At 73.9% G+C, this 13936-nt stretch carries 14 protein-coding genes; 8 read left to right on the forward strand and 6 right to left on the reverse strand.

The features are described from left to right. Positions 1-74: 74 nt before the first annotated feature. Entirely contained in the window at positions 75-596 is a 522-nt protein-coding gene (locus A6R01_RS04240; RefSeq protein ID WP_292603899.1) for a hypothetical protein, read from the reverse strand. 200 nt (positions 597-796) lie between these two features. On the opposite strand from A6R01_RS04240, the gene A6R01_RS04245 reads away from it, so the two are divergent. After that, complete coding sequence (locus A6R01_RS04245) at positions 797-1285, forward strand: YbaK/EbsC family protein (protein ID WP_292603901.1); 489 nt, start codon at positions 797-799, stop codon at positions 1283-1285. Beyond that, entirely contained in the window at positions 1282-2580 is a 1299-nt protein-coding gene (locus A6R01_RS04250; protein WP_292603903.1) for an FAD-dependent oxidoreductase, read from the forward strand. Before A6R01_RS04245 ends, A6R01_RS04250 begins: the two co-directional genes overlap by 4 nt. 62 nt (positions 2581-2642) lie before the next feature. On the opposite strand, the gene metF is transcribed toward A6R01_RS04250, so the two are convergent. Then, positions 2643-3533: a methylenetetrahydrofolate reductase [NAD(P)H] gene (metF, locus tag A6R01_RS04255; RefSeq protein WP_292603905.1), complete on the reverse strand. Its 891-nt coding sequence runs from the start codon at positions 3531-3533 to the stop codon at positions 2643-2645. A gap of 76 nt (positions 3534-3609) precedes the next feature. Here metF and A6R01_RS04260 point away from each other — a divergent pair, with 76 nt between their 5' ends. After that, positions 3610-4680, forward strand: coding sequence for a polyprenyl synthetase family protein (locus A6R01_RS04260; protein ID WP_292603907.1), 1071 nt, complete (start codon positions 3610-3612; stop codon positions 4678-4680). 37 nt (positions 4681-4717) lie between these two features. Here the strand turns inward: A6R01_RS04260 and A6R01_RS04265 are convergent, their stop codons facing one another. Further along, the gene (locus A6R01_RS04265; RefSeq protein ID WP_292603909.1) at positions 4718-4918 is read right to left on the reverse strand and encodes a hypothetical protein; all 201 of its coding nucleotides are present in this window, start codon (positions 4916-4918) and stop codon (positions 4718-4720) included. Between the two features lie 20 nt (positions 4919-4938). Next, positions 4939-5310 carry an Rv2175c family DNA-binding protein gene (locus A6R01_RS04270; protein ID WP_292603911.1) on the reverse strand — a complete coding sequence of 124 codons (372 nt, stop codon included), beginning with the start codon at positions 5308-5310 and terminating at the stop codon, positions 4939-4941. Between the two features lie 142 nt (positions 5311-5452). Between A6R01_RS04270 and pknB the strand changes: the two genes are divergently transcribed. The 5 genes from pknB to A6R01_RS04295 all read left to right on the forward strand — a co-directional run bounded on the left by pknB (position 5453) and on the right by A6R01_RS04295 (position 11431). Beyond that, positions 5453-7483, forward strand: a complete 2031-nt coding sequence (gene pknB, locus A6R01_RS04275; RefSeq protein WP_292603913.1) for a Stk1 family PASTA domain-containing Ser/Thr kinase — start codon at positions 5453-5455, stop codon at positions 7481-7483. Between the two features lie 39 nt (positions 7484-7522). Continuing rightward, positions 7523-8473 carry a deoxyribonuclease IV gene (locus A6R01_RS04280; RefSeq protein WP_292603915.1) on the forward strand — a complete coding sequence of 317 codons (951 nt, stop codon included), beginning with the start codon at positions 7523-7525 and terminating at the stop codon, positions 8471-8473. 7 nt (positions 8474-8480) lie between these two features. Beyond that, entirely contained in the window at positions 8481-9371 is an 891-nt protein-coding gene (locus A6R01_RS04285; RefSeq protein ID WP_292603917.1) for a DMT family transporter, read from the forward strand. A 34-nt stretch (positions 9372-9405) separates the two neighbouring features. Then, a complete protein-coding gene (gene aroF, locus A6R01_RS04290) occupies positions 9406-10452 on the forward strand; it encodes a 3-deoxy-7-phosphoheptulonate synthase (protein WP_292603919.1) in 1047 nt (348 codons plus the stop codon). Between the two features lie 79 nt (positions 10453-10531). After that, a complete protein-coding gene (locus tag A6R01_RS04295; RefSeq protein ID WP_292603921.1) occupies positions 10532-11431 on the forward strand; it encodes a hypothetical protein in 900 nt (299 codons plus the stop codon). Between the two features lie 14 nt (positions 11432-11445). Here the strand turns inward: A6R01_RS04295 and A6R01_RS04300 are convergent, their stop codons facing one another. Together A6R01_RS04300 and A6R01_RS04305 are read right to left on the reverse strand one after the other, a co-directional pair. Then, entirely contained in the window at positions 11446-12441 is a 996-nt protein-coding gene (locus A6R01_RS04300; RefSeq protein ID WP_292603923.1) for a GntG family PLP-dependent aldolase, read from the reverse strand. A 123-nt stretch (positions 12442-12564) separates the two neighbouring features. Then, positions 12565-13917 (reverse strand): class II 3-deoxy-7-phosphoheptulonate synthase, encoded by a 1353-nt coding sequence (locus A6R01_RS04305; protein ID WP_292603925.1) that lies wholly within the window; start codon positions 13915-13917, stop codon positions 12565-12567. Positions 13918-13936: the final 19 nt, after the last annotated feature.

Here is a 13936-nt window from a genome sequence, read left to right on the forward strand (position 1 = left end):
CGCACGGCCGAAAGGTCGCTCGCGCACGGCCGAGAGGTCGCTCGCGCACGGCCGGCGAGCAGCCGGCGGTGGGTTCAGACCGCGCCGTGGTCGACCCGGGAGCGGGTGGCGCGCAGGTGCTCGGAGGTGCTCGGGTGCCACATGGCGACCAGCAGCGCCACGATGAGCGCGATCGCGAGGTAGCTGAGCAGCAGCAAGGTGGTCGGCGGGTCGACGCGCATGCCCGACCCGGTGGCCACGGCGGTCATCACCAGCAGCACGGTGAGGCAGACACGAGCCCAGTGGTGGCCGTGGGCGTAGAACATGGTGAGGACCACCACCAGCGCCGCGACGGTCACGAACAGCACGGACGCCACCGCGAAGAACTGCGGCACCGCGATCGGCCGCTCGTCCATGAGGTAGTCCAGGCCGCGCTGCGCCACGATCTCGCGAGCGTCACGGTGGCCCTCGGCCCAGTTGAGCACCATCCGCTCGCGCAGCAGCCCGACCAGGGCGACGGTGAGCAGGCCGAGGCCCAGGAAGGTCCCCAGCAGCGCCAGCGAGATCCGGTGGGCCGCAGGCGCCTCCACAGGGCGGTCGTCGAGGTCGGTGCTCACGCATCAGACTCTACGGCTCGGGACTCGACGCACCCACAGGGAGCCGACGTGCAGCCAGGGGTCGCCAGGTCTCGTGGCTCGTCGCTGGCGCTCCTCGCACCTCGACCAGCGGTGGGTGGCTGGCGCTCCTCGCACCTCGACCAGCGGTGAGGGCCGGCGCTCCTCGCTCGGCCAGCGGTGGCGCTGGCTAGGGTGCGGGCATGAGCGAGCACCCGGGCATCGCCCGCTTCCGCGCCGAGCACGAGCGCCTGGGCGGGACCGGTCGCATCGTCACGCTGCCTGACTCGGTGCACACCGCCGCGCTGGCCGCCGAGGCGTTGGGCTGCGAGGTCGGTGCGATCGCCAACAGCCTGCTCTTCGACAGCGGCGAGGGTCCGGTCCTGGTGCTCACCTCCGGGGGACACCGGGTCGACGTCACCGCCACCGCCGCGCGGATCGGGGTGCCGAGGCTCAAGCGCGCGAGCCCCGACTTCGTGCGCGAGCACACCGGCCAGGTGATCGGCGGGGTCTCGCCGCTGGCTCACCCGGCGCCGGTGCCGACGTACCTCGACCGCCACCTCGCCACGTTCGACGAGATCTGGGCCGCGGCCGGCCATCCCGCCGCCGTCTTCTCCACGACGTACGCCGAGCTGCTGGCCATGACGGGGGCGACCGAGGTCCACGTGGGGCCCGAGGACGCGTCGGCGTGAGCCGCGTCGTCGTCGTGGGCGGCGGCTTCGGCGGGATGGCCGTCGCCGCCCGGCTGGCCAAGACCGGCCACGAGGTCACCCTCCTCGAGCGCTCCCCCGACCTCGGCGGCGCCCTCGGCTCGGTGAGCGAGGAGGGCTTCACGTGGGACGCGGGAGCGTCGTACACGTTGCTGCCGGCGGTGCTGCGCGACCTGTTCCGCAAGACCGGGCGTCCCCTCGAGCGCGAGCTGGACCTCGAGCCGCTCGACCTGGTGCGCGAGCACCGCTTCGAGGACGACACCACGCTGGCGCTGCCGACCTCTCGCGCCGGGCAGCTGCGCGCCCTCGACGCCCTCGAGCCCGGCCTCGGCGAGCGCTGGGCCGCCCACGTCGACTCCTTCACCGAGGACTGGGAGGTGCTGCGCCAGCACTACTTCGAGCACCCCTGGCAGCGCGCCGCCCTGCCCGACGCCGTGCGCCGGCGCTTCGACTCCCGCGAGATGCTGCACAAGCGGTTGAAGAAGACCCTCAAGGACGAGCGGCTGCGCGACCTGGCCACCTTCCCGTTCCTCGCCGAGGGGCACGACCCGCGCAACGTCCCCGCCTGGATGGGGCTCGTGGCCTACCTCGAGCAGCGGTTCGGCACCTGGCACGTCCCCGGTGGCATGGCACGCATCACAGAGGTCCTCGGCGCCCGGCTCGCCACCCGCGGGGTCACGGTGCTGCGCGGCACCCCCGCCCGCGACGTCGTCCTGCGCGAGGGCCGCGCCGTGGCGGTGCGCACCGACGAGGGCGACATCGACGCCGACGAGGTCGTCGTCGCCGTCGACCCACGGGGCCTCCCTTCCCTCGCACCGCTCGTGGAGCGCACCATGCCCGCGATCCCGCCGGTGGTCTGCCACGTCGGTCTCGAGGGCGACGTGCCCGACCTGCCGCACGAGGTGGTGCTGCACGGCGACCCGCTGCTCGTGGTCCGGACCGGCGGCCACGCACCCGACGGACGCCACGCCTGGACCATCCACGGGCGCGGCAAGATCGCCGAGGACCTGCTGCGTGCCCTGGCCCGGCACCGCATCGACGTCCGCGCACAGCTGGTGCACCGCGTCGACCGCAGCCCCCGCGAGCTCGTCCAGCTGTGGGGCAGCTCGCCGCTCGGGGTGCTCTGGCAGGGCCGCAGCACCGTCCGCGCACGCCTCGGGCCGGACACCCCGATCCCGCATCTGCACACCGCGGGCGCGCACGCGACGCCCGGCGCGGGGCTGCCGTTCGTCGGCCTCTCCGCCGCGCTCGTCGCCGAGCGCATCGGCCCCGTCTGACGCCCCGCCTGACGCCCTCCTCGACGAGGGCGCGCCCGGACCAAGGCGTCAGGGCCGAGGCGTCAGGGCCGGACGTCGAGCTTCTCGAAGATCTCCAGCGTCGCCTTGGACCGGTTCAGGGTGTAGAAGTGCAGCCCCGGGGCGCCGGCGTCGAGCAGGTCGCGGCACAGCTCGGCGGCCAGCGCGATGCCCTCGGCACGCATCGAGACCGGGTCGCCGTCGTGGGCGGCGATGCGCTCCACGACCTCGGCGGGCACCTCGGTGCCGATCAGCTCGCCCTGGCGACGGATCGCGGCGAGGTTCAGGATCGGCATGATCCCCGGCAGGATCGGCAGGTCGACCCCACGCGCACGGACCCGCTCGACGAGGCCGACGTAGTCCTCGGCACGGAAAAACATCTGCGTCACCGCGAACTCCGCACCCGCCCGCGCCTTGGCCACCAGCACGTCGGCGTCGTGGTCCAGCGACGGCGAGCTGGGGTGCTTCTCGGGGAACGCCGCGACCCCGACGCGGAAGTCCTCGCGCGCCGCCACCATCTCCACCAGCTCGCTGGCGTAGGTCAGCCCGCCCTCGGTGGGGGTCCACTCCGCGCGCGGGCCACCCTCGGGGTCGCCGCGCAGCGCCATGACGTGGTGGACACCGGCCGCGGCGTACTCGTCGAGGATCTCCTCCAGCTCCGCCCGCGTGTGGCCCACACAGGTCAGGTGGGCCATCGGGAGCATCGAGGTCTCCTGCGCGATGCGCCGCGTGACCCGCACGGTCGTGCCGCGGCTCGAGCCACCGGCGCCGTACGTCACCGAGACGAACGTCGGGTCGTAGGGCTCCAGGGCCCGCACGGCTGCCCAGAGCTGCTCCTCACCGGCCTCGTCCTTGGGTGGGAAGAACTCGAAGGAGAAGGACCGCTCCCCCGCCTCGATCAGCTCCTTCAGGGAGCGCCCACGGCCGATGCTCATGGCCACGAGTCTAGGTCGCGGCACCCCACCCGGGCCGGTCACGTCCACCCACCGGTGACCCCCGTACGCTGCTCCGGTGACCTGGGACGCGACCGAGTTCCGCCAGCGCGTCCAGGACGCCCTGGACGACTTCCTCGACCTGCAGGGCCAGCGGCTGGCCCCGCTCGGGCCCGACGCCGAGCGGCTGCTCGCCGAGGCGCGCGCGGCCGTCTCGGGCGGCAAGAGGTTCCGGGCAGCCTTCTGCTGGTGGGGCCACCTCGCGGTCGCACCCGCCGCCGACGAGCAGGCCCTGGCCCGTGCCTGCGCCTCCCTGGAGCTGCTGCACGCGAGCGCCCTGGTCCACGACGACCTCATGGACGCCTCCGACACCCGGCGCGGGCGGCCGGCGACGCACCGCGGCTTCGAGGCCGAGCACCGCGCCGCCGACGGCGGCCGGGGCTGGCGCGGCGACCCCGAGCAGTACGGCGCCGCCGCAGCGATCCTGCTGGGCGACCTGCTCCTGGCGTGGGCCGACGAACTGCTGCGCACCTGCGGGCTGCCGCTGGAGCAGGTGGGCCCGGCGCTGGAGGTCCTGGACCGCACCCGCACCGAGGTGATCGCGGGACAGTTCCTCGACGTCTCGGTGCAGGCCCGTGGCCGTGCCGACGTCGATGCCGCCATGACGGTGCTGCGCTACAAGTCCGCGAAGTACTCCATCGAGCGGCCGCTGCACACCGGCGCCGCCCTCGCCGGCGCGGACGAGGCGACCACCGCCGCGCTGCGCTCCTTCGGGCTGCCGCTGGGTGAGGCGTTCCAGCTGCGCGACGACCTGCTGGGCGTCTTCGGCGATCCCGCCGAGACCGGCAAGCCCGCCGGTGACGACCTGGTCGAGGGCAAGCGCACCGTGCTGGTCGCGCTCGCGCTCGACGCCGCCCCCGACGAGGAGGCGGCCCGGCTCGACGGCTCGCTCGGCAGGGCGCTGTCGGCGACCCAGGTCGACGACCTGCGCGGGATCATCGCCCGCAGCGGGGCGCAGCAGCAGGTCGAGGACGTCATCGCGGCGCTGACCGAGCGGGCACTGACGGTCCTGGACGACGCCGCGCTGCGACCGGAGGCCGACGCAGTGCTGCGCGAGCTGGCCGCCGCGGCCACCCAGCGCAGCGTCTGACCCGACCCGACCCGACCCGACCCGATCCGGCCCACGCCTACGGCGTCGCGGTCCCCGTCGGGCTGGAGGTCGTCGGAGACATCCGAGGCAGGTCCGGGTCACCTGTCTGCGAGCCCGGGTCGCGCCCGGCGAGCAGCCAGATGCCGATGACGACGGCGAGCACCAGCACCATCGCGAGCGCACCGGACGGGCCGCCCCGTGGCGGCTGGACGTTCTCGGGAACTCGTCGGTAGAGCACGGCCAGGACCTCGGAGGGACCTAGAAGGCCATCGACTGGGCCCGGCGCTTGACCTCCGAGCCGCGGTTCTCCCGCAGCGCGTCGATCGGCCGGCCGGGCAGGTCGGCGTCGAGGAAGACCCAGGCGATGATCTCGCGGTCGTCGTAGCCGTTGTCGTGCATCAGGGTCACCAGGCCCGGCAGCCCCTTGACCGGCTCGCCGTCCTGGATGAAGAGCGCGGGCACCCGCTGGCCGGCGCGCTCCCACGGGACGGCGGCGGCGAGCTGGTGCTCGCGGATCATCGTGCGCACCTTGCCGACGCTCACGCCGAGCTGCTCGGCGACCTCGGACCACTCCAGCCAGTCCTCCACGAGGGCGGAGAGGTCGTGGTCGGCCAGGCGGGTCTCACTCATGGGTCCATGGTGTCACTGCCCGGCAACGCCCGGCCGGGCGGGCGCCACGGGATCGGGCGGGCGCCACGCCGGGCCGGGGGCAGCCCGGCGCCCGGACGCGGCGACCGTACGATGGACGCTCCGGAACGCAGGAGGGTCCGCAGTGACAGACCGGGAGCCGCAGGGCCAGCTCCTCGACGGCCGCTACCGCGTGGGCCCGCGCATCGCCCGCGGCGGCATGGCGTCGGTCCACGAGGCCCTCGACCTGCGCCTGCACCGCACCGTCGCGGTCAAGATCATGCACCCCGGCCTCGGTGACGGCACCGACTTCGCCGCCCGCTTCGTGCGCGAGGCGCGCGCCGCGGCCAAGCTGTCGCACCCCAACGTCGTGGCGGTCTACGACCAAGGCGAGGACGACGGCACCGTCTTCCTGGCGATGGAGCTGGTCACCGGGCACACCCTGCGCGACACCATCTCCAAGGAGAGCCCGATGTCGCCGTCGCGGGCGCTCGCGCTGCTGGAGCCGGTCGTCTCCGCGCTCGCCGCCGCGCACCGCGCCGGGATCGTGCACCGCGACGTCAAGCCCGAGAACGTCCTCATCGCCGACGACGGCCGGGTCAAGGTCGCCGACTTCGGGCTGGCCAAGGCCGTCGGCACCGACACCCAGCACACCGCGACCGGCGGGGTGCTCATCGGCACCGTCTCCTACCTCGCCCCCGAGCTGGTCGCCGAGGGCACCAGCGACGCCCGCGCCGACGTCTACGCGGTCGGCGTGATGTCCTACGAGCTGCTCACCGGCACCAAGCCGCACGAGGGCGAGACCCCGATCCAGGTGGCCTACAAGCACGTCCACGAGGACGTCCCCGCGCCGTCCCTGCGCGCCCCCGGCGTCCCGTCGTACGTCGACGCGCTGGTCGCCCGCGCCACCGCCCGGGACCGCAGCCAGCGCCCGGCCGACGCGAGCGTGCTGCTCCACCACCTGCACCGTGTCTCCCAGGCGCTGTCCTCCGGCGTCTCCGACGACGAGGAGCTGACCCAGGACCTCACCCCCCTCCTCGCGGCGATCCCCGCACCGGTGGCGGCCGCGGCGCCCGTGGAGGAGCACCGCGTCGGCGACACTTCGCCGGAGGTCTGGGAGCCCGAGGAGCTGGCCGGTCTCACGCACTCCGGGACCGACCCCGAGGCCGTCCCGACCGCCGGTGCGGGCCCCACTGCAGGCGCCGCCGCTCCCGCGCGTCCGCCCCGGCCGGCTGCCCGACCCGCGTCCCGACCTGCTTCCCGATCGCCCCGCCAACCCGGTCGACGCCGCCGCTGGAAGGGCCCGCTGGTCCTGCTGCTCGCGCTGCTGCTCGCCTCGGGCGTCGGCCTGGGCGCCTGGTGGTTCGGCTGGGCGCGATACGAGACGGTGCCGACCGTCCTCGGCCAGAGCCGCGCGTCGGCGATCCAGGAGCTGGAGGAGGCCGGCTTCGAGGTCGACCTCGCCGACGGCGTCTACAGCGAGTCCGTCGACAAGAACCACGTGGTGAGCAGCAGCCCCGAGCCCGGCGAGCGGGTGCTGCCCGGCGAGACGGTGACGGTGGTGCTGTCCCTGGGCGTGGAGAAGTACCCCGTGCCCGACCTCCAGGGCCTCACCACCGATGCCGCCCGCGCGGCACTGGCGGAGGTGCAGCTGAAGCTGGGGCGGGTGAAGGAGAAGTTCTCCGAGAAGGTCGAGTCCGGCCTGGTGATCCGTCACGACCCCGCCGAGGGCAAGCAGCTGCGCCCGGACAGCGTCGTCGACGTCGTGGTCAGCAAGGGCCGACGCCCGCTCAACGTGGGCGACTGGGTCGGCAAGCCCGCCGACCGCGCCCAGCAGACGCTGGAGCGCAAGGGGCTGGTCGTCGACCGCTCGCAGGAGCAGTACGACAACACCGTCCCAGAGGGCTTCGTGATCGCCCAGAACCCCCAGGGCGGCACCCTTTTCCGCGGCGAGACCGTCGCCCTGGTCGTCTCCCTGGGGCCCGACCTGGTCACCGTCCCCAGCGTGCGCGCGCAGGGCGTGGAGTCCGCCCGCCAGGAGCTCGAGTCGCTCGGCTTCGTCGTCGAGACCCGGGAGGCCAGCGGCTACCTCGGGCTGGGCTACGTCTTCAGCCAGGACCCCGCCGCCGGTGAGCGGCTCCCGCGCGGCAGCACGATCACGCTGACCCTCATCTGAGATTTCACGGGCGGCGGCGTCCGCCGTGAGGATGCTCCGGTGACCTCCCCCAGCGCCGACCCCAGCACCGCCCCGAGCGCCGATCCGAGCACCGACCGCAACCCGATCGGCACCCACGTCCTGGTCGGCAAGGGCCTGGTCGCCGGTGCGCTGGCCGATGCCGAGCGGCTGGGCTGCGAGACGCTGCAGGTCTTCGTGGGCAACCCGCGCGGGTGGGCGCTGACCCCCGGCAAGCCGGCCGAGGACGAGGCCTTCCGGGTCGCTGCGCACGAGCGCGGCATCCGGACCTTCATCCACTCGCCGTACCTGGTCAACCTCGGCTCCCCGACGGCGAAGACCTACGAGAACAGCGTCGCCGTCGTGGCCCACAACCTGCGCCGCGCCGCCGAGATCGGCGCCGAGGGCGTCGTCGTGCACACCGGGTCCTACGTCGACACCCAGGCCGACCCCGAGGGCGCGGCGCAGCGGCACGCGGCCGCGCTGGCCCAGGTCCGCGAGGGGCTGCTGCCCATCCTGGAGGCTCTCGGCGACGACGGCCCCTGGCTGCTGCTGGAGCCGACCGCCGGGCAGGGCCGCTCGCTGTGCGCGGGCGTGGAGGACCTCGGCGACTACCTCGGGGCGCTGGACCACCACCCGCGTGCCGGCATCTGCCTCGACACCTGCCACGTGTTCGCGGCCGGCGCGCCGTTGGACGAGGCCGGTGGCGCTGCGGCCACCGTCGAGCGGATCGGCGAGATCGCCGGCCCCGACAGGCTGCGCCTCGTGCACGCCAACGACTCCAAGGACGTGCGCGGCGCGATGAAGGACCGGCACGAGCAGATCGGCAAGGGCCACATCGGCTCCGACGCGTTCGTGGAGCTCTTCGCCCACCCGGCTCTGGAGGGCGTGCCGTTCGTCCTGGAGACCCCCGGCTCCCGCGAGCCCGGGGGCGACGTGGACGTGCTGAAGGCGCTGCGCGACGTCGCCCGCCGCCAGGCCGGGACGCAGTGATGCGGCGGTGACCACCCGGCGTACCTCCCTGCTGGCGTCGCTGGCGCTGCTGGCGATGACCGCCTCGTGGGGGTCGACCTTCTTCCTCATCCGCGACCTGCTGGAGCGGGTGCCGACGCTGGACTTCCTGGCGGTGCGGTTCCTCGTCGCGGCCGCCGCGATGCTGCTCGTCGCGCCGCGCGCGGTGGCCCGGCTCAGTCCCGAGTCCCGGCGTCACGCGGTGGTGCTGGGCGGGGTGTACGGCGTCGCACAGGTGCTGCAGACCGCCGGCCTGGCCCACACCCCGGCGAGCGTCTCCGGCTTCATCACCGGGATGTACGTCGTCATGACCCCGCTCCTCGCAGCGGTGCTGCTCCGCACCCGCATCGGCGGGCTGACCTGGGTCGCCGTCGCGATCGCCGCCGGTGGGCTGGCCGTCCTGACCCTCGACGGCGTCTCCATGGGCTACGGCGAGGCCATCACGCTGATGTCGGCGGTGCTCTACGCCCTCCACATCGTGGGGCTGGGTGCCTGGTCGGACCCGCGGCAGGCGCTGGGCATGTCGATCGTGCAGATCACCGTCATCGCGGCGCTGTGCTCGATCGCGACGATCCCCGACGGGGTGGTGCTGCCCAGCACCGGCGCCGACTGGGCGTCGGTGGTCTACATGGCGCTGGTCGCGGGCGCGGCGGCGATGCTGGCCCAGACCTGGGCGCAGGCGCACCTGCCGCCCACGCGGAGCGCGATCATCATGTCGATGGAGCCGGTCTTCGCCGCGACCTTCGCGGTGTGGCTCGGTGGGGAGCCCACGACGCTGCGGATGGTGGGCGGCGGCCTCATGGTGCTGACCGCGATGCTGCTGGTCGAGCTGGCGCCGCGGCGGAAGGTCGAGGGCGAGGTCCAGCACCTGGTCGTGTGACCGGTCACACCCACCCCCCGGTTACGTTCGGCCCATGGTCGTCGTGATGTCCCCCGACGCCACGGAGGAGGACGTGGCGGCGGTCGTCGCACGCGTCGAGGCCGTCGGTGGCGAGGCCAACGTCAGCAAGGGCCTGACCCGCACGATCATCGGCCTGGTCGGGGACATCGAGTCCTTCCACCACCTCAACCTGCGCACCCTGCGCGGCGTCGCGGACGTGCACCGGATCTCCGACCCCTACAAGCTCGTGAGCCGCCAGCACCACCCCGACCGGTCCACGGTCTGGGTCGGCACCGGCCGCCAGGTCCCGATCGGCCCGGAGACCTTCACCTTCATCGCCGGCCCGTGCGCCGTCGAGACCCCCGGTCAGACCCTCGAGGCCGCCCAGATGGCGCAGGCCGCGGGGGCCACGCTGCTGCGCGGCGGCGCGTTCAAGCCGCGCACCTCCCCCTACGCCTTCCAGGGCCTCGGGGTCAAGGGGCTGGAGATCCTGGCCGGTGTCCGCGAGGCCACCGGCATGCCGGTCGTCACCGAGGTCGTCGACGCCCGCGACGTCGCGGTGGTCGCCGAGCACGCGGACATGCTGCAGGTCGGCACCCGCAACATGGCCAACTTCGGGCTGCTGCAGGCCGTCGGCGAGGCCGGCAAGCCGGTGCTGCTCAAGCGCGGCATGACGGCCACCATCGAGGAGTGGCTGATGGCGGCCGAGTACATCGCCCGCCGCGGCAACCTCGACGTCGTCCTGTGCGAGCGCGGCATCCGCACCTTCGAGCCCGCCACCCGCAACACCCTCGACATCTCCGCGGTGCCGGTCGTGCAGGCCACCAGCCACCTGCCGGTCATCGTCGACCCCTCCCACGCCGCCGGCCGCAAGGACCTCGTGGTCCCGCTGGCCCGCGCCGCGATGGGCGTCGGCGCCGACGGGGTCATCGTCGACGTCCACCCCGACCCCGAGTCCGCGCTGTGCGACGGCCCCCAGGCGCTGCTCGGCAGCGAGCTGCGCGAGCTGGCCTCCGCGGTGCGCAGGCTGCCCGCGGCGCTGGGTCGTCGCGACGCCTCGGAGCGGGTGCGCGAGGGCTGAGCGGGCGCAATCATGAGCCCGTCGGGGAGCACGGCTACGCTGCGGCTTGCCGGCAATCCCGGTCCGGGACGGGAGGGACATGACGAGCACGTGCGCGCGCTGCGGCGCCGAGCACCCCGTCGACTCCGTGGGCCGCTTCTGCACCAACTGCGGTGCCCCGCGCGGCGCCGTCGCCGGCCCCGTGGCCGAGCCGCCACCCGTGCACCAGGCGCCCCCGCCGCAGCGGTTCCCGCTGTACGCCGAGGAGCCCGGCTCCCCCGCCCCTGCCCCGGCGCCCACGCCGGTCGCCCCCGGCCAGCCACCCCACGGCGGCCAGCACCGTCGCCGCAGCGCGCTGCTCTGGGCGGGCCTCGCGGTGGCCGCACTGCTCGTGCTCGTCGTCGTGCTGGCGCTGCTGACCGGCGAGAGCGCGGAGGACCCCTCCGGGTCCGGCCCTGCGGCCGGGACCTCGAGCGCCGACGGCGACCCCGCTCCCACCGCCGACCCCGAGCCCCTGGTCGACCAGGTGACCGCGGAGGCGCCGCGCAGCGACGCGGACAGCGTCGACATCTCGACGGGTGAGCCGACGTCGTACGAGGCCGGGAACATGCTCGACGGCGACCCCGAGACCGCGTGGCGGGTCGACGGCGACGCCACGGGCGAGACCCTGACCTTCCCCTTCGACGAGCCGGTGACGCTCACGAGCCTGGGGCTGGTCAACGGCTACGCGAAGACCTCGGTCGACGGCTCCGGCACCGAGTTCGACCTGTACGCCGGCAGCCGTCGCGTCCTGGCGGTCCAGTGGGTCCTGGACGGGGGGACGGTGATCGACCAGACCCTCTCCGACGGCGAGCGTGGGCTGCAGCGAGTGGACACCGGGGCGGTCGAGGTCACCGTCGTGGAGCTGCGCCTGGTCGAGGTCTCCGCGCCCGGCGACGGGCCGGCGGCACGCGACAAGACCGCGATCTCCGAGGTGTCCCTGGAGGGCTACCCCGGCTGAGGCCTGCTCCTGGCCTAATCGAGCCCGGCGAGCACCGAGGCGGCGCGCTCGGCGTCGGCGCGGCTGACGTCGAGGTGCGTGACGAGCCGGACCGTGGTGGGCCCGACCGTGGCGACCAGGACGCCGGCCTCCTTCGCCCGGGCCACGAACCCGGCGGCGTCGGCCTTCTCGACGACCACGATGTTGGTGTCGACCGTGTCCGGGTCGGTGCCGCAGGCCTCGGCCAGCAGCCGGGCGTGGGCGTGATCGTCGGCGAGGCGCTCGACGTGGTGGTCCAGGGCGTGCAGGCCGGCAGCGGCCAGGATCCCGACCTGGCGCATGCCGCCGCCGAGGCGCTTGCGGCGCACCCGGGCCTCGGCCATCGCGTCGGCGGAGCCCACCACCAGCGACCCGACCGGGGCGCCGAGCCCCTTGGAGAGGCAGACGGCCAGGGAGTCGGTCGCGGCGCCGTACTCCTCCAGCGGCGTGCCGGTCGCGACGTGGGCGTTCCAGAGCCGGGCGCCGTCGACGTGGACGGCGACACCGGCCTCGTCGGCCAGGGCGCGCACGGCCTTGAGATCCGCGAGCGGCAGGACGGTGCCGCCGGCGAAGTTGTGGGTGTTCTCCAGCGAGATCGCGGCGGTGCGCACGAAGAACGGGCCCATGTCGGGGGCGACCAGCCGGCGCAGGACGCCGAGGTCGACACCACCCCGATCGTGGATCCACGTGCGCATGGTGACGCCGCTGACCGCGCCGTGGGCGCCGAGCTCGGCACGCGCGATGTGGGCCGAAGCCTCGCACAGCACCTCCTGCCCCGGCGGGACCAGCAGGCCCACCGCGAGCACGTTGGCCAGCGACCCGGTGGGGGTGAACAGCGCGGCCTCGTGGCCGAACATCCCCGCGACGCGCTCCTCGAGCGCACGGACCGTGGGGTCCTCGCCGTAGACGTCGTCACCGACCTCGGCGCGCGCCATCGCGGCGCGCATCGCCTCGGTGGGACGGGTCAGCGTGTCGGAGCGGAGGTCGATCACGGCGCGACCCTACCCAGGGGGCCAACCGGTGTTTCGAGACGCGTCACGGTCCGACCTCGCCAGCTCGGTCGCTCCGTCGACGCTCCTCAACCTTGCTCGCGCACGTTTCGTCCTTCTCTTCGTTCAGGGCGAAACGGCTCGCAACATGTCGGCCACCTGGAAGGCCAGCTCGAGGGACTGCACGCGGTTGAGGCGCGGGTCGACGACCGACTCGTAGCGGTGCGCGAGCCCGTGCTCGTCGAGCTCCTCGCCGCCGCCGATGCACTCGGTGACGTCGTCGCCGGTCATCTCGACCAGGATGCCACCGGGCCAGGTGCCGAGGCTGCGGTGGACGTCGAAGAAGCCCTGCACCTCGCCGACGACGTCGTCGAGGCGACGGGTCTTGTAGCCGGTGGAGGAGGTGAAGGTGTTGCCGTGCATCGGGTCGCAGACCCAGGCCACCTGGACGCCCTCGGCGGTGACCTTCTCCACCAGGCCGGGCAGGCCCTCGCGGACCTTGTCGGCGCCGAAGCGGGTGATGAAGGTGAGGCGGCCGGGGGTGTTCTCCGGGTTGAGCTGGGCGGCGAGCGCCAGCGCGTCGTCGGCGGTGGCCGTGGGGCCGAGCTTGACCCCGATGGGGTTGCGGATGTGGCGGAAGTACTCCACGTGGGCGCCGTCGAGCTGGCGGGTGCGCTCACCGATCCAGACGAAGTGGCCCGAGACGTTGTAGGGCTGCTCGGTGCGGGAGTCGACGCGGGTCATCGCGTGCTCGTACTCCATCAGCAGCGCCTCGTGGCTGGAGTGGAAGTCGACGCGGCGGAGCTCCTCGGGGTCGGCGCCGATGGCCTCCATGAACGACAGCGCCTTGTCGATCTCGCCGGCCAGCTGCTCGTAGCGCTGGCCCGCGGGCGAGGTCTTCACGAAGTCGGTGTTCCAGGTGTGGACCTGGCGCAGGTCGGCGTAGCCGCCGGTGACGAAGGCGCGCACGAGGTTGAGCGTCGCGGCGGAGGCGTTGTAGGCGTCGAGCAGCCGCTTGGGGTCGGGGATGCGCGCCTCGGGCGTGAACTCGAAGCCGTTGACCACGTCGCCGCGGTAGGCCGGGAGGGTGACCTCCTGGCCGTCGACGACCCGGGTCTCCTCGTCGGAGCTGCGTGGCTTGGCGTACTGCCCGGCCAGCCGGCCCAGCTTCACGACGGGCACCGAGCCGGCGTAGGTCATGACGACGGCCATCTGCAGCAGCACCCGCAGCTTGTTGCGGACGTTGTCGGCGGTGACCTCGGCGAAGGTCTCGGCGCAGTCGCCGCCCTGCAGAAGGAACGCCTCCCCGCGGGTGACCGCGGCCAGCTTGTCGGTGAGGTCGTCGCACTCGCCCGCGAAGACCAGCGGGGGCATGGTGCGCAGTCGGGCCACGGCGTCGTCGAGCGCCCCGCGGTCGGGGTACGTCGGCTGCTGGAGGGCGCCGATCGCGTGCAGGCTCTCGAGGGTCGGGATGCTCACCGATCCAGGGTACGTCGAG

Source organism: Nocardioides sp. REDSEA-S30_B4, assembly GCF_001627265.1.
Classification (GTDB): domain Bacteria; phylum Actinomycetota; class Actinomycetes; order Propionibacteriales; family Nocardioidaceae; genus Nocardioides.

Bases quoted from the DNA above. Each gene is read 5' to 3' on its own strand.
- metF (WP_292603905.1), bottom strand. From the start codon at position 3,533: ATGAGCATCGGCCGTGGGCGCTCCCTGAAGGAGCTGATCGAGGCGGGG.
- A6R01_RS04295 (WP_292603921.1), top strand. From the start codon at position 10,532: ATGACGAGCACGTGCGCGCGCTGCGGCGCCGAGCACCCCGTCGACTCC.
- A6R01_RS04270 (WP_292603911.1), bottom strand. From the start codon at position 5,310: ATGAGTGAGACCCGCCTGGCCGACCACGACCTCTCCGCCCTCGTGGAG.
- A6R01_RS04245 (WP_292603901.1), top strand. From the start codon at position 797: ATGAGCGAGCACCCGGGCATCGCCCGCTTCCGCGCCGAGCACGAGCGC.
- aroF (WP_292603919.1), top strand. From the start codon at position 9,406: ATGGTCGTCGTGATGTCCCCCGACGCCACGGAGGAGGACGTGGCGGCG.